Source organism: Flagellimonas sp. L-11, assembly GCF_056857735.1.
In genome coordinates this window covers 13,159-27,961 of sequence record NZ_JBSXNR010000038.1, presented here as the reverse complement: position 1 = coordinate 27,961, position 14,803 = coordinate 13,159, and the positions used below count along the sequence as shown (strand labels likewise).

Sequence of the window (14,803 nt, the reverse complement as noted above, 5' to 3'; positions counted from 1 at the left end):
TGTTGGTTGTAATCTTGAAAATTGGTGTTCATACGTCTGGTTATCAGACTATAATTTACGCTAAATACAGGATGAAAACAAGCAAATGCTCCTGTATATTCAATAAAAAAGCTGTCCCGGTTATGAGACAGCTTCTTTTTTTATATCACTTTTTTAATGACCCTGAGCTGATGGGTGTACCTTTTTTCTTCTGAATTGAAGATGCCGGTATGGTCTATCCTATCAATCCGAACGAGACCATTTACGTGTATAATATAGTTGTCCTTCAAAATAATGCCGACATGGTCAATTATTCCTTCGTTATCATCAAAAAACGCCAAGTCGCCAGGTTCGCTCTCTTCGATAAAACTTAGGGCCTCCCCTTGCTTGGATTGTCCCTCCGCCGTTCGTTCCAAAGAGTACCCATTAATTTTATATACCATTTGGGCAAACCCGGAACAATCAATCCCAAATGGGGTTTTTCCACCTGAAAGAAAAGGGGCTTTTATATACATAATGGCCGTATCGACCAAACTATCCTTTGGGTTTTTGCCGTTGTGGATACTGCCCTCAAAAGTGTGGCCCAATAATTCAGGAGCGTTGATCATAGATCCCATAAGTATGGGCAATAGCATACCATCATTGGTGCAGATATGGGATATAACATCGGAACATATCTTTTGCGGTTGGAGCGTTTCTAGGTTATTGTATGTTTCCTCGGCAATAAGTTTGAACTGGTTGTTGGGTATCCAACCCTCAAAATTGTCATAAGCTGCCCGAATTCTGCTCCATTTTTTTCTGCTCTCCAAAACCTTGAAATGCTCGCCATATAATAATTGGGATGACATTTCGGCACAATCGTCCGGGTTTGTTCTAATGGGAACAATACTTAGAGGACAAATTCCATATTGCATTTACTGTACAGATTGAATCCCTCATTGAGGGTTTTATTCCCCGACGTTCTATGTCGAAATGAATTAATTATTTTCGTTTGAATACCTCATGGGATTGCCCCGAGGAGTTGGTTTACTAATTTCTTTCCATAACAATTGATGAAGCTCCACCGCCACCGTTACAAATGGCCGCAGCTCCCAATTTGGCATTGTTTTGCTCCAAAATATTCAACAATGTTATGGTAATTCTTGCTCCCGAACAACCCAGAGGGTGCCCCAGCGATACCGCCCCACCGTTTACATTTACATTGGAATCATTCAGGCCAAGGATTTTCATGTTGGCCAATCCAACCACCGCAAATGCTTCATTGAACTCAAAATAATCAATATCGGCAATGGAAACCCCAGCACGGTCAAGAGCCTTGGGCAGGGCCTTTGCGGGTGCGGTTGTAAACCATTCGGGTTCATGGGCGGCATCGGCATACCCTTTAATAGAGGCCAAAGGTGTTAAACCAAGTTCCTTGGCTTTTTCTTCGCTCATCAAAACAACTGCGGCGGCACCATCGTTAATTGTGGATGCATTGGCCGCGGTAACCGTTCCATCTTTGGTAAAAGCAGGCCTTAGGGACGGTACTTTTTCCAATTTCACATTTTTGAATTCTTCGTCTTCACTTACAACTATAGGTTCCCCTCTTCGTTGAGGTACTTCAACGGGAACCACTTCGTTATCGAACTTCCCGCTTTTCCAAGCTTCGGCCGATCGCTTGTAGGATTGAATGGCATAAGCATCTTGGTCTTCCCTGCTGAATTTGTATTCGGTGGCACAGGCATCGGCACAAACGCCCATGGCATTTTGGTCGTAGGCATCTACAAGGCCATCTTTCTGCATTCCATCCACTAGGGTTGTTGGGCCAAACTTGGTTCCATTTCTCATATAGGCATAGTGAGGTATAAGGCTCATGTTCTCCATTCCACCTGCCACGACAATGGAATTTTCGCCCAAAGCAATGGATTGAGCGCCTTGCATGATTGCTTTCATGCCCGAAGCACATACTTTATTTACGGTTGTGCAGGGCACGGTATTGGGGATGCCGGCAAAAATAGCAGCTTGTCTGGCAGGAGCCTGTCCCGTACCTGCCTGTACCACGTTGCCCATCAAAACTTCTTCAACAAGTTCGGGTTTTAGGCCTATTTTGTCCAGAGCCCCTCTTATGGCCACAGCTCCCAATTTTGGGGCAGGAACACTGGATAGTGCCCCCATAAAACTTCCAATTGGGGTCCTTGCAGCGGAAACGATTACTACTTTTTTCATATGTGCATTTTTACTCTTGCGAAAATACTAAATTTAAATGCAAACCGATAAGGGTCTCGGGCAACGGACTTCTTATATATATTTTCTATTTTTGAGGCTAACAGTTTTAGGGAATGGGAAAAACTTTGGATAATGTATATAAACACCAATCGCTGGTCTACAAATATTTCCTGTATGTAGTTTCGATTGCCCTGATTGTATTCTTTTTCCCAAAAGGAGGGAAGTTTAAGTACGATTTTCAAAAGGGCAAACCTTGGCAATATGAAAACCTGTATGCCCCAATTGATTTTTCCATAAAAAAGACCCAAAAGGAGATAGAAGAGGAAAAATCCTCGATCAGGGCCAATAAAACCGACTATTACACCTATAATGCTTCTGTGGTTTCTGATGTTAGAGCAGAAGTTGCTGCAGTGTTGAATACACTTTTTCAATCGGGCAACTTTTCCTCAAAACAACGACAATCATTGAGGAGTCTTTCCGAAGAAGTTATTGAAGATATTTATACTAATGGCGTTTTTCAAAACTTACCTGAATCCGAATCCACAGTAATAGTAAAAAATAACGAGGCGCAACCTGTTTCTCCAAGCGATTATTTGGCTCTTGAGCAAGCTAAAAAAGAAATGTCGAGCCGTTTTTCAGGGACCAACATGGTCGGGGCTCCTCGTTTGACCGAAATATTAAGGAATAGCCTAAAGGCAAATCTTTTTTATGACGAAGCTCTAACCGAAAGTGCTTTAAGCGATGAGCTTTCAAAGATCTCGTACACGCGTGGCGAGGTCGACCAAGGGAAATTGATCATTGCCAAAGGAGAGATTGTGGAGTCCGAGGACTTTAAAATATTGAACTCTCTTAAAGATGAGTACGAGTCGGAGCTCTGGATGGGAAGCAATTATTATTTTATTTTACTTGGGTATACCGTATTGGTAGCCTTGGTGCTCATTATGTTGTTCCTATTTTTGAAACGGTACAGGAGCGAGATTTTCCAGAACAACAACAAGGTTACTTTTATTTTCTTCAACATTTTGTTGATGGTACTCGCCACCACATTGATGACGAAGCATTACGAGAACTATATCTATATGGTCCCCCTGTGTATTTTACCATTGGTATTGAAAAACTTTTTTGATGCCAGGTTAGGATTGTTCGTCCATGTGTTGACTGTTTTGATCCTTGGTTTTGTAGTGCCCAACAGTTTTGAATATATTTTTTTACAGACCATAGCAGGTATTGTTACCATTTTAACTGCCTCAGAGCTATACAAGAGGGCCAATCTGTTTATATCGGTGGGTCAGATTACCTTGATTTACATAGTTGGTTATTTTGCCTTCCATGCCATCCATGAAGGTAATTTGCAAAATATTGAATGGATATTGTTTGGTGTTTTTGTGCTGAATGGCCTTTTGACGCTTTTTGCCCAACCGCTGATCTATATGTTCGAAAAAGTGTTCGGACTTGTATCCGATGTGTCGTTGTTGGAGCTTTCCGACACCAATTCTAAATTGCTAAAGGAATTATCGGACAAGGCTCCCGGGACCTTTCACCATTCATTGCAGGTGGCAAATCTTGCTGAAGCAGCTGCCAATGAAATAGGTGCGAATGCCATGTTGGTCAGGGTAGGGGCACTGTACCACGATATAGGTAAGATGGAGCGTCCGACCTATTTTACCGAAAATCAGATTACCAACGTTAATCCGCACGATGATTTACCGCCCAAGGAGAGCGCCAAGATTATTATAGACCATGTAATCAATGGTATTGAAATAGCACGAAAAAACAATTTGCCAGACCGTGTTATCGATTTTATTAGGACCCACCATGGAACAACCATGGTCTACTATTTCTATAAAAAACAACAAGAATTGGATCAAGAGGTGGATAAGGAAGATTTTAAATACCCTGGACCAATACCTTTTTCAAAGGAAACCGCTATATTGATGATGTCGGATGCTGTGGAGGCCGCCTCCAAAAGTTTAAAGGATCCGACTTTTACCATAATAGATGAGTTTGTGGAGAAAATAGTAAAGGGACAGATGCAGGCCGACCAGTACTTGAATGCCAATATTACCCTCAAGGAAATTGAAATGGTAAAGAAGGTACTCAAACAAAAGCTCACCAATATCTACCATTTACGAGTGGAATATCCTGAATAGCAGGGAAGTGATAAAAGTTCCATGAAAAAAGTGTAAAAATAGTTGCGATCTTACATCTGAAAAGGTACATTTGCATCCGCATTTTCAGATGCATGTTCATAATTAATTAATTGGAGAGGTGCCGGAGTGGTAACGGAGCAGATTGCTAATCTGTCAGCGCGTAAGTGCTGCCCGGGTTCGAGTCCCGGTCTCTCCGCTTTTTCCAACATACTTCGGGGTGTAGCGTAGCCCGGTTATCGCGCCTGCTTTGGGAGCAGGAGGTCGCAGGTTCGAATCCTGCCACCCCGACGAACCATAAATCAAATGGTATCAAGCACTGTCAACTGACTGATTGACAGTGCTTTTTTATTTTTTATGCATTCATTTGATATCATTTAAATACATATAAAAAGTGTAGAGTTCGGTGAATGGTTCGGTACGTTCCTTGTGCATAATTTAGCTACAGTTTGACGCTGTTTATGGGTGTTTTGCAAACCTGTTTTGTCAAACCCAAAAGCTATGTATTATGCGAAATTCCAACACTTTAAAGGTTCTACTCTTCACAAGGGACACCTCCAATAACCCTGAAAAATTGACCATTTACGCCCGCATCACCGTCAACGGAAAACGGGCAGAAATCAGCCTGAAACGATATGTTTCGGTGAATGAATGGGATGAAACGAGAGGAAGACTCCATGGCCTGACCCACAAGGCCCGTTTATTGAACAGCTATCTGGATGAGGTGTATGGTGCCATCATGGACACCCATAAACAATTGTTGCGTGGGGACAAGCTTATCACGGCTCAGGCAATCAAGGCCCGTTATCTAGGGCAGGACGAGCAACACAAGACCCTTTTAGAACTTATCAAATACCACAACGAATCACAAAAGAACAAGCTTCGCCCGGGAACCATGAAAAACTATTATGGTACAGAAAAATACCTTAAGAGGTTTTTACATGAAACGCGCAGACTTGAAGATATCAATTTGAAACAATTGAACTATAAGTTCATTACCGATTTTGAAAATCACTTGATCAATGGGCCTGAACTCCAAAAGGGAAAGAAGTGCACCAATAACGGGGCCATGAAACATTTGGAGCGTCTAAGGAAAATGGTAAATCTTGCCGTGAGGTTGGAATGGTTGGACAAAGACCCCTTTGTAAATTATAAAAAACGATATAAGAAGACTGAACGCTCTTTTTTGACCGAAAGGGAACTCAGGCTCATTGAGGAAACAACATTTTCAGGAAAGGGGTATGAACGAGTGAAGGACACCTTTCTTTTTTCATGTTATACCGGATTGGCCTATGGAGATGTGAAAGCTCTAGATATAGATCATTTGAGGTTTGGGATAGATGGGAACCTTTGGATTTATACGAAAAGGGAAAAGACCAATGAAACGGTCAAAGTTCCATTACTTCCCAAAGCAAAACAAATTTTGGATAAATATAAAAACTGTAATGAAAGGTTGATACACGGAAGGTTATTACCTGTATTGAGCAACCAAAAGACCAACAGTTATTTAAAGGAGATTACAAAGGTCTGCGGAATCTATAAGAATATTTCATTTCATACCGCCAGACACACTTTTGCTACAACGGTAACACTGTCCAATGGTGTTCCAATCGAAACCGTTTCCAAGATGTTGGGACACACTAAACTGACCACCACACAGATTTATGCTAGGGTACTGGAACACAAGATAGGGGAGGACATGCAGAACCTGATTGACCATATGAACCAAAAGGAACATAAAAAAGCAATCGGGGATTGAAAAGGGTATTCAGAACTACGACTGAATGGGAGTTGTTCGGAATAGCAAGAGGGTGATGCGCAAATTGCGCCATCACGGTTGTTTTCGGGTCTTCAACAAGTTGAAAACCAGTTAATTGAACAGATATTGGAATACTGTACTAAAATCTGGGCTACAGTAAATTTTTCCAAAATCTACAGTAAACCCTTTGGGAAGCCCTGTAAACACTGGAAATTTTTGATGCAAAAATTGACGCAATTTCACTAAAAAACAAAATTCGGCCTATGGAAAAGCAAATAACAAACGGCAGAACAAAGAAAGGAACAAGTGGTTATTCCAATATCACAGTAAAGAAGGAAACGGCCATACGCTTCCGCACTTATTCCAAAAGGTTCAACAAGTCCCATAGTGAGGTATTGGACGGAATGATACAATACTTCATGGAGAACCATCTTGACCCTTTTGGAGAGGGAACAAAGGCCATTCTTGATAGTATCAAAAAGTTGCAATTGGAGATGATGAAAAAATTCGATAGGATCATCGCCATTATAAAGAACATGGAAAAGACCAGTATCCGGCCGACCTATGAAATGGTGCTCATTCTTTACGAGGCCTATGTAAAAGATGGTAGGAAACCGAGACGGGAACCTATCCAAATTCAGGAAGAGCGAATGGATTTTTTGGAGCCTAGAAACACTGTTCCAAAAATAGAGCACGACAGAATGCTAAAAGAATTCAAAGATTATAAAAAACGCTGCAATGAAATCCTCAACAGCGTTGAAAAGGTGGAGCCAATGATGGGAAAGCCGTATCTGAAAATCAATATGGGCATCGGGGATTTTGAAAGCCTGAAATATCAATTAGGATAACAGCCATGTACCTTACTATCTCAGCACAGAAAATGGGCAGTACCTACAACTCCAGTGTAGGGAACTATGTGGACTATCTGGAAAAGGAAAACGAGGATAGGTTACCAGAACAAAGGGAAGAATTCTTTGACCAAGAAAATGACAGCGTAAGCCCTCAAACTGTCATCGATGAAATAGATGCCAATACGGCCAAACTGAGACAGAAGGATCCGAAATTCTATTCCATAGTGGTCAGTCCCAACCAAAGGGAGCTTAAGGCCATAGGCAATGACCCAAATATGCTAAGGGAATATACAAGGAGGCTAATGAAAGACTATGCCAAGAGTTTCCATCGCAACCAAGAGGTCAAGGCCGAGAACCTGAAATACTATGCCAAGATAGAACATGAGCGCACCTATCGGGGCTTTGACAAACAGGTTCAAGAGAATGCACCGTATCGTGGAGAAATAGCTAGGCTCAGGAACGAGATACGGAAAGTGGAACGTGGCGAATCCATCGGGAATGTCAAAGAACTTGAAAAGCAGATTGCAGCGCAAACAAGATTGGCCCCGCATAAACAGAACGGACAATTGGTGGCCGCAGGAATGCAAAAAGAGGGGCCACAGACCCATATCCATATCATAGTAAGTAGAAGGGATGTAACAAACACCTATACGCTTTCCCCAATGGCAAAGCACAAGGCATCCGAAGTGGAACTTAACGGAAAGACGGTCAAGAGAGGATTTGACAGGGACAGCTTTTACCAATCGGCCGAAAAGACCTTTGACAGAACGACTGGTTTTAAACGGAACTATGTGGAATCCTACGTTGGGAGAAAGGCCCATGCCAAGGAACCGGGGAAGTTCTTTGCCAAGCTCATGGGATTGCCTACCAAGGAAAAGGACATGGCCTTTAAACTACTTAAGACGATGGGGGTAAAGGCTCCAAGTATACCGACAAACAAGGTGCAAATGGCGGCCAAGATCATCAAGGCACTTGGAAGGGGCATTGATAAGGCTAGGGGAGCAGGTGAGGACATGGGTTACTGAAATCCAACAAGTAGGTTGCGCCCTATCGTGTTTTTGCTTTACGCTTTTCTACCCGAACACTACAAAAACCCGATAGGATCCATGCGCAAAAGTTGGGGGTAAGATTTTGGGACAGAATTCTAATTTTTTCTTAACTTATTTAGATGACTTCCTGTTTTCACTCCCAATTTACTCCAAGAAATTCTGTTCTTTATCTCATTTCTTAGGGGAATAGAGTTCGCATAATCGTTTTGTATAGGTTCAAAATGGGTTTTATATGTGGCCAAAGATTTCTTTTAAGCACTGGCGCGGTTTACAACTAAATTTTGCGAGAATAAGCAATTAAAAACTTATTGCATTTTTGCTACTGATTATTTTTCAAAGTAATCTAAGTCAATTTTTTTTATCTGATATGATTCAATGACAGTCGTTCCAACGTTATGTTCAATCATTAAGTTTGTAAGGGTATGTCCGTCAATCAAAATGACTTTTGGATCAATCGTCTTGACATATTCAAATGCACCTTTAGTAAAAGAACTTGTTGTTATAAAAACCCCTTTTTTAGCTCTTTTTCCGTGAAGCGCTCCTACAAATTTTTGGATTTCAGGTCTTGAAATTGTGGTTTCAGTTTTCCACATTTTGGCCTGTATATAGATTACGTCAAGTCCCAATTTATCTTCATTAATTATTCCGTCAATTCCCTCGTCATTCGTTCTTTGTATTGACTTTCCAGCTTTACTCCTTGAACCACCATAGCCCATTTTAATCATCAAATCGACAACTAAATCCTCAAAAAATTGCCATGAGTTAATTCTTATTTTTTCTAAAAGTTCTGAAGCTAATTCGTTTTGAATGAATTGAAAAGTCTCCTCAAGTTGTTCTAAAGGTGTTTGTGTCTCATCATTTTGATTAGACCTTATTATTTCATTTTTAGTTTCTGCTAGGTCATCATGGCTAATTCCTTCGTTAAATTCCTTAAATTCATCAATGGTTTTAAGGTCTTTTATTGTAATGTTTGAGTTGAACTTATTTAAAAATTTAAGACCTCTGTCTGTAATTTTAAAATGTGCCCTTTTCGTATTTTCAATTAGTTTGGCTTTACCGAAATAACTCTTTGTCCAATAAATCCGATTGTCAAATTTTGTTTGTGTTCCGCTAGGTACTCGTTCTGATTTTGCTTCTTCAGATAGTTGGAAATAATCAGTTAAGTAATCCCGAACTTCGTTCAAAGAATGTTCTTTTTGATCTGACGCAAATTTTAAAATTGGATAAAAAAATGATTGAAAATGGGGTACAGTCATTAATTGGATAGATTTTGTCCATACTACATGGCAACTTGTTCATTCGCGTGGCGTTACCTCACTATGTACGAGTATTATCTTATAAAATTGATTAGAACAAGATAGAAAATTTTAAATCAATCAAAATAATTGCTTTAGGGAATATCGCTAAATCAATATAATAAGTAAATCGTTCTAAGAAAATTCAAAAGATAGAAGCTTATTTAAAATAGCTTTAGTTGGATAAAATATAGTAGAGAGTATGTGTTTGTGAAGTTGTTAAGTCCTATAAATTATAAAAACTCAATCTTGTAATGGATTGAGGCTTTTTAATTTTCAGTTCTTTTTTTGGTGACTATATACTAGAACTACCCAATAACAACTAAAAATTGATAAAGATGACTTAAACAGAAAATGATGACAAGTACATATTAATGGTCTTGGATATGTTCAAGGGGAAGAAGACCTATTCCTACAACTATGGAGATATTGAAAAAATGTATAAAAGTGCTGAGCCACAGGTCAACCGTTGATTAGCCCATCCACTTCATCCATTGTGTTGGTAAAGTGGTTTTCAGTGCCATCCATGAATTGAATTACGGTGACTGTCTGACCAGTATTATAGGTAAGGGCATGAAACTGCTTTATATTTTGGACAAGTATTTTTACAGGGATAACGTGTCCCGCTTGCATCAATGTGATGGTTTTCATATCGAACTGGTTTGGATAAAATTATAGGTTACATAAAGTTAAGAGTTTTTTACCACTTGCAAGGAATAATCTCCTACATCGTGCCTAAACGGCATGTTTCAGATTGATATCCAGTCTGTACGACCATGAAATGGTAAACCATTTCGCAGTGGAATATGTGGTTGGAGAATGCCATACGAACTCAATAGAGGGCTTTTGGTCTTTGTTGAAATGGGACATTATAGGAATTAATCACAACGTGAGCGAAAAGCATTTGGACGCTTATGTTGATGAATTTGAGTTTAGGTACAGCACGAAAAATATTACAGATGTTTAGAGGTTTGAAAATATGTTATATTTGGGGAACTTCCCCGTATATCATATAACCAACTAACCAATGCAAGAACGTAAAGTTTTCTCGGTATTCCGTTATCAACTATTGCCAACAACGACTAAAATCCAAACTCGCATAGACCAGAGATATAGTAGCTATGAAGAATTGGTAGAAAAGAAAAACATTTTCTTCAAGGAAATCATAACAAATAATAAATTAAAATTCAGAGGTAAAGGATATGATGTTATTAGTAGAGTAGATAATGTAATTGGGGAATATATTTTTTTAAAAATGGGTGTCCAAAAGGTAATAAGCCTACACGACAAAGACTTTAACAGTAAGGTTGAGTATAATTATCCTAATTCATTGGTCTATATAAACAATTTGAAGGACAAACAATTTATACTGATAGAACATGACACAGAAGCATTCTCAAAAACAGAGGCTTTAAAAAATATTATACAAAAATCCGTAAATAATGCCCTAAAACACTTTGACTTAAACGTATATATTGAAAAGATAACTGATGTATCTCAATTTTGGGACACTATCCAAGAGTACGAGGGAAGAATCAGAACATTGAGGTTTGAATTTATCAAACCAAATATGAGTAATATCTCAGGTAAAGCCGTCGAGGCATTAAAATTGCTCAGGAACAAAGCTAATAGTCATAAAACCAACTTAGAATTAAATGCGCCCAAGAATGGTGTACTGGAAAATATAAACCCAGAAAATGAGGAAATATCAAGTTTGGCCCAATATAGTGCTGATGGTGGTGGGGTGCCAAAAATAAAAGTGAAGAACTATAGAAAACTAATAAAAACTAGTGATAGAGAGGAAACCATTGAAGTTGATGAAATAAATATTGAAGGAAAACCATACGAAAAAATAGCTGAATTATTAAATACTTTATTTAACACTCAAATTGAGTAACACAATCTTAAAAATATTAGCAAGTTTAGGTCTTGCCGTTATTCTAAATGGCTTAGAGTACTTTCTTAAAAGCGATTTTCTTTCGACTTTTATTGAAGAAGACTTGGTTGGTCTTTTGCTTACGCTTTTGGCCATAAATACGGCAACTAGCACTGTTATTTCTTCTAAACTAGAAGATATAGCCCAAAGGACTGGAGCAGATTTTACTGAAGTTGTGAAAGAAATTAAATTTTCCTTGATTGAACAGATAGTAATGATAATCTTTTCTATTATCTTGCTGATCTCATTGAAAAGCAGCTATCTACTACAATGCGTGGATAATATTGAAATTGTAATAAATCTTGCGTTATCAACTATTTTGATATATTCAATTGAAATTTTAAGAGATACAGGAGTTACGATTTTCGACATTATATTAGAATTGAATAAAAAGGACGATGGAGAAGAAGAACAAAAATGATAAGCCCTTAAATATCAACATGGGATTTGAATAGGCCATGCAACGGCTAACGAACGTTCCAAAGTCACAGGTGGAGGCCAATATCAAAAGGCAGAAAAAGAAGAAAAATAAAGAATAAGAATGTCAGCAAATATTGGACTTTTAGCTAAGACAGTAGACGACCTCGAAATTCAATTTCAGGAATATGAACCTAAAAATGTAGAATCGGTCAGTATGCTGAATTTAGCAATAAACTCAATTGAGGTTACTTTGAATATAGCCAAAGACCAAGATCATAATAAAGAGCATACAGAAATTTTAAATGCTTTATTAGAAAGAGTAAATAGAATTAAGATGCAAGCAGGTCTTGAACCATAGCACCCCGATGGATGGTTGTATGGTCAAGGTGGCCTAGTTGGAATCGATATTGAGGCATTGACAGGTGCAGTAGGTTCCATCACGTTGTGGAGTTTCGGGATAACCCCAAAAAAAGTGTGTGCGTTTTTTTGCCCATGCGTTCGGAATGTCCACCATTTCAAAAAAAGTCAAAATCCGTTGGCATAAATCAAATATACCTTTTGGGTAAAAAATAGTCACCTCTTTTTATTTATTCTTAAGTAACTTTTCCAAATATGTTACTTTCTCTTTTTCTGCTTGAACTAGACGTTCGTATAGTTCAACTACCTTATCTAAAGGGTTGAAATTACATGTGTTATGGGCGCCAATTGGCCCTTGGTTTATGCTATTATCACTAAAGTTATTGAAATAGTTAAAGACAGCTTCGTCTGAGAAATTTTCAATAGCTTCCTTGGTAACTCCGAGCACCTTTGCAACCTCCTCCAGTTTCTTATCCTCTAAGGTCTCACTTTTTTCCAAAGAAGAAACACTCTGCTGGCTGATTCCCAGTTCCTCCGCAAGCGTTTCTTGCTTCATTCCCCGAAGTTCCCTGATCCGGGCAATCTTTCTTCCTATATGATTGGTTTTTGTATCTGTCGGCATAACTTAAAGATATTGATAATATTCCTTTGTTTCCCTCTTTTGGTAAAATACAAGCATCTTCTGGTAATTTACAATCGGTTACGGTGGGTTACACTTTTCTACATGACTAATTTAAACGAAAATTTCGGCTTGGAAAAATTCCAGACCAGAGAATGAGCAGTTTATCAAAACCAAGGAAAACCAAAGAACAAACGCATGGAAAACCACCATACCCTAGAAGAATGCTATGAAGGCTTAAAAAAGGGCTGTTCCAACTCTTTTGCGGAAATCTATTCCAAATATAATAGACAGATTTTCTGGCTGGGCAAGAGCTTTCTTGATGATGGTTTTGTTGTGGAAACATTGGTTCAGGATGTATTCTTAAAGTTGTGGGTGAATAGGGACAGTATAGAATCACCCAAACACATTTATTTCTTTTTGCGGTTTGTTATGAAAAGGGAGTGCATTTCATACTATACACGCCCTAAGAATAAATTTTTCAGGAAGGTCTATTCATTGGATAGTTTTGAGAATTACCAAGATTATATGGTCGGGTATGACCCTCGTGAGGATAATGACAATTTTAAACTACAGGAAGGGGAACAGGAGAAGTTCGAAAGTATAAAACGCGTCCTGCCCTTATTGGCTGACAGTAAAAGGCATGTAATCAATCTCTGTTTAAAATATGGTTTCCAGTATAAAACTATTTCCAAAGTGATGGGAAAAGGTATCAATGAAACCTGTAGAGAGATCAAGGAAGCCATTGAGGATATTAAAACCATTCTTCATAAAGGAAATAAGCTTGACTACGATAATAGCAAGACAGATGAGATAAAGTTTACTGGCGAGATGACAGAAGAGCAGACAAGGGTTCTTAAAATGCGTTGTGAACTGAGGTATTCCTTTTCCGAAATAGCCAATGAACTTAACCTTTCCCAAAAGGAGGTGCATCAGGAATTCATGATAGCCTATAGGCTAATGGAAGCAAAACATCAATTGCAATCAGCCTAGCATGGAAAAGACAACGCTAAAACTCACTCGAAAGATCCAAATACTGATCGACCTTCCTACAAAAGAAGAGAAAAAAGAGGCCCTTGATAAACTGTACCAGTGGCAGAACAGGTGCTTTAGGGCGGCCAACCTTATAGTTACCCATCTCTATGTTCAGGAAATGATAAGGGAATTCTTCTATCTATCAGAGGGGGTAAAATATAAATTGGCGGATGAAAAAAAAGATAAGCAGGGAATCCTTAACCGTTCAAGGACCAACACAACCTATCGAGTGGTATCAGATCGTTTTAAAGGGGAAATCCCCACTAACATATTGTCCAATTTGAACCAGTCCTTGATTTCATCTTTCAAGAAGAACAGACCGGAGTATTGGAACGGTGAACGCTCCTTGAAAAACTTCAGGAGGGATATGGCCTTTCCCTTTGATTTGGAGGGTATGAGTGGATTGCACTATAACGAAGAGAAGAAAGCCTTTTGCTTCCGTTTGTTTCGGATTCCCTTTAAAACCTACTTGGGAAGAGATTTTATGGATAAAAGAGAGTTGTTGGAACGGGTAGTGGAGGGCGGGACTAAACTGTGCACATCACACATCAAGCTAAAAGATGGCAAGATTTTCTTATTGGCAGTATTTGAAATTGAAAAGGAAAGGAATGATTTAAGAGCTGAGATTATAGCAGAAGCCTCTCTCTCCCTTGAATATCCAATTGTAGTAAAGGTTGGCAAGGCAAGGCTTACCATTGGTACAAAGGAAGAATTTTTATACAGAAGACTGGCGATACAATCGGCACACAGACGGGCAAAGATCGGGGCAACCTATTCCAAATCAGGTAAGGGCATCAAAAGAAAACTAAAGGCAGTTGACAGACTTGGCCAAACGGAACGTAAATATGTCCATAACCGTTTGCATATATATAGCCGGAGGTTGATTGATTTTTGTGTTCAACATAGAGCAGGAACCCTCATACTTTTGAATCAGGAGGAAAAAACTGAGATTGCCAAGGAAGAGGGGTTTGTATTAAGAAATTGGAGCTATTGTGATTTGATGACCAAAATTAAATACAAAGCTAAGAAAGCAGGGCTTGAACTTATTATTGATTGAATAGAATGGTTGAGGGTGCTTGTACACCCGTAAGGTGAGGTCAATGGCACTCACTAAATGTAAACAGCATATACAACGCGTGGGCTCTCTTATT

General features: G+C 39.0%; 14 protein-coding genes, 2 tRNA genes and 1 pseudogene. 12 read left to right on the top strand and 5 right to left on the bottom strand.

Annotation, left to right across the window (positions count from 1 at the left end):
* Positions 1–140: 140 nt before the first annotated feature.
* The gene (locus AC13CC_RS05605; protein WP_482876527.1) at positions 141–893 is read right to left on the bottom strand and encodes a C40 family peptidase; all 753 of its coding nucleotides are present in this window, start codon (positions 891–893) and stop codon (positions 141–143) included.
* Between the two features lie 115 nt (positions 894–1,008).
* Positions 1,009–2,184: an acetyl-CoA C-acyltransferase gene (locus AC13CC_RS05600; RefSeq protein ID WP_482876525.1), complete on the bottom strand. Its 1,176-nt coding sequence runs from the start codon at positions 2,182–2,184 to the stop codon at positions 1,009–1,011.
* Between the two features lie 113 nt (positions 2,185–2,297).
* Between AC13CC_RS05600 and AC13CC_RS05595 the strand changes: the two genes are divergently transcribed.
* From AC13CC_RS05595 to mobB, 6 genes are all read left to right on the top strand, one after another.
* Positions 2,298–4,334, top strand: a complete 2,037-nt coding sequence (locus AC13CC_RS05595; protein WP_482876524.1) for an HD family phosphohydrolase — start codon at positions 2,298–2,300, stop codon at positions 4,332–4,334.
* A 112-nt stretch (positions 4,335–4,446) separates the two neighbouring features.
* Positions 4,447–4,530 (top strand) — tRNA-Ser (locus AC13CC_RS05590).
* A 17-nt stretch (positions 4,531–4,547) separates the two neighbouring features.
* A tRNA-Pro gene (locus AC13CC_RS05585) sits at positions 4,548–4,622 on the top strand.
* Between the two features lie 217 nt (positions 4,623–4,839).
* Entirely contained in the window at positions 4,840–6,090 is a 1,251-nt protein-coding gene (locus AC13CC_RS05580) for a site-specific integrase (RefSeq protein ID WP_482876522.1), read from the top strand.
* Between the two features lie 263 nt (positions 6,091–6,353).
* A complete protein-coding gene (locus AC13CC_RS05575; protein ID WP_482876520.1) occupies positions 6,354–6,938 on the top strand; it encodes a BfmA/BtgA family mobilization protein in 585 nt (194 codons plus the stop codon).
* Positions 6,939–6,943: 5 nt separating this feature from the next.
* Positions 6,944–7,966 carry a MobB family relaxase gene (gene mobB / locus AC13CC_RS05570; RefSeq protein ID WP_482876519.1) on the top strand — a complete coding sequence of 341 codons (1,023 nt, stop codon included), beginning with the start codon at positions 6,944–6,946 and terminating at the stop codon, positions 7,964–7,966.
* 350 nt (positions 7,967–8,316) lie between these two features.
* Here mobB and AC13CC_RS05565 read toward each other — a convergent pair whose 3' ends face one another.
* Both AC13CC_RS05565 and AC13CC_RS05560 read right to left on the bottom strand, forming a co-directional pair.
* Entirely contained in the window at positions 8,317–9,246 is a 930-nt protein-coding gene (locus AC13CC_RS05565) for a restriction endonuclease (protein WP_482876518.1), read from the bottom strand.
* A gap of 501 nt (positions 9,247–9,747) precedes the next feature.
* Positions 9,748–9,936, bottom strand: a complete 189-nt coding sequence (locus AC13CC_RS05560; RefSeq protein WP_482876517.1) for a hypothetical protein — start codon at positions 9,934–9,936, stop codon at positions 9,748–9,750.
* Positions 9,937–10,039: 103 nt separating this feature from the next.
* Between AC13CC_RS05560 and AC13CC_RS05555 the strand changes: the two are divergent.
* The 4 genes and pseudogenes from AC13CC_RS05555 to AC13CC_RS05540 all read left to right on the top strand — a co-directional run.
* Positions 10,040–10,249, top strand: a pseudogene (locus AC13CC_RS05555) (transposase); the annotation flags it as partial.
* A 63-nt stretch (positions 10,250–10,312) separates the two neighbouring features.
* Positions 10,313–11,182, top strand: a complete 870-nt coding sequence (locus AC13CC_RS05550; protein ID WP_482876515.1) for a hypothetical protein — start codon at positions 10,313–10,315, stop codon at positions 11,180–11,182.
* On the top strand, positions 11,175–11,642 hold the full coding sequence (locus AC13CC_RS05545) for a hypothetical protein (RefSeq protein WP_482876514.1): 468 nt from the start codon (positions 11,175–11,177) through the stop codon (positions 11,640–11,642). Before AC13CC_RS05550 ends, AC13CC_RS05545 begins: the two co-directional genes overlap by 8 nt.
* A gap of 120 nt (positions 11,643–11,762) precedes the next feature.
* Complete coding sequence (locus AC13CC_RS05540; RefSeq protein ID WP_482876513.1) at positions 11,763–11,999, top strand: hypothetical protein; 237 nt, start codon at positions 11,763–11,765, stop codon at positions 11,997–11,999.
* Positions 12,000–12,224: 225 nt separating this feature from the next.
* On the opposite strand, the gene AC13CC_RS05535 is transcribed toward AC13CC_RS05540, so the two are convergent.
* A complete protein-coding gene (locus tag AC13CC_RS05535; protein WP_482876512.1) occupies positions 12,225–12,620 on the bottom strand; it encodes a helix-turn-helix domain-containing protein in 396 nt (131 codons plus the stop codon).
* A gap of 195 nt (positions 12,621–12,815) precedes the next feature.
* Here AC13CC_RS05535 and AC13CC_RS05530 point away from each other — a divergent pair, with 195 nt between their 5' ends.
* Positions 12,816–13,610: an RNA polymerase sigma factor gene (locus AC13CC_RS05530; RefSeq protein ID WP_482876510.1), complete on the top strand. Its 795-nt coding sequence runs from the start codon at positions 12,816–12,818 to the stop codon at positions 13,608–13,610.
* 1 nt (position 13,611) lies between these two features.
* Positions 13,612–14,709 carry a nuclease/transposase family protein gene (locus AC13CC_RS05525; protein WP_482876509.1) on the top strand — a complete coding sequence of 366 codons (1,098 nt, stop codon included), beginning with the start codon at positions 13,612–13,614 and terminating at the stop codon, positions 14,707–14,709.
* Positions 14,710–14,803: the final 94 nt, after the last annotated feature.

Bases quoted from the DNA above. Each gene is read 5' to 3' on its own strand.
- AC13CC_RS05605 (WP_482876527.1), bottom strand. From the start codon at position 893: ATGCAATATGGAATTTGTCCTCTAAGTATTGTTCCCATTAGAACAAAC.
- AC13CC_RS05600 (WP_482876525.1), bottom strand. From the start codon at position 2,184: ATGAAAAAAGTAGTAATCGTTTCCGCTGCAAGGACCCCAATTGGAAGT.
- AC13CC_RS05595 (WP_482876524.1), top strand. From the start codon at position 2,298: ATGGGAAAAACTTTGGATAATGTATATAAACACCAATCGCTGGTCTAC.
- AC13CC_RS05580 (WP_482876522.1), top strand. From the start codon at position 4,840: ATGCGAAATTCCAACACTTTAAAGGTTCTACTCTTCACAAGGGACACC.
- AC13CC_RS05575 (WP_482876520.1), top strand. From the start codon at position 6,354: ATGGAAAAGCAAATAACAAACGGCAGAACAAAGAAAGGAACAAGTGGT.
- mobB (WP_482876519.1), top strand. From the start codon at position 6,944: ATGTACCTTACTATCTCAGCACAGAAAATGGGCAGTACCTACAACTCC.
- AC13CC_RS05565 (WP_482876518.1), bottom strand. From the start codon at position 9,246: ATGACTGTACCCCATTTTCAATCATTTTTTTATCCAATTTTAAAATTT.
- AC13CC_RS05560 (WP_482876517.1), bottom strand. From the start codon at position 9,936: ATGAAAACCATCACATTGATGCAAGCGGGACACGTTATCCCTGTAAAA.
- AC13CC_RS05550 (WP_482876515.1), top strand. From the start codon at position 10,313: ATGCAAGAACGTAAAGTTTTCTCGGTATTCCGTTATCAACTATTGCCA.
- AC13CC_RS05540 (WP_482876513.1), top strand. From the start codon at position 11,763: ATGTCAGCAAATATTGGACTTTTAGCTAAGACAGTAGACGACCTCGAA.
- AC13CC_RS05535 (WP_482876512.1), bottom strand. From the start codon at position 12,620: ATGCCGACAGATACAAAAACCAATCATATAGGAAGAAAGATTGCCCGG.
- AC13CC_RS05530 (WP_482876510.1), top strand. From the start codon at position 12,816: ATGGAAAACCACCATACCCTAGAAGAATGCTATGAAGGCTTAAAAAAG.
- AC13CC_RS05525 (WP_482876509.1), top strand. From the start codon at position 13,612: ATGGAAAAGACAACGCTAAAACTCACTCGAAAGATCCAAATACTGATC.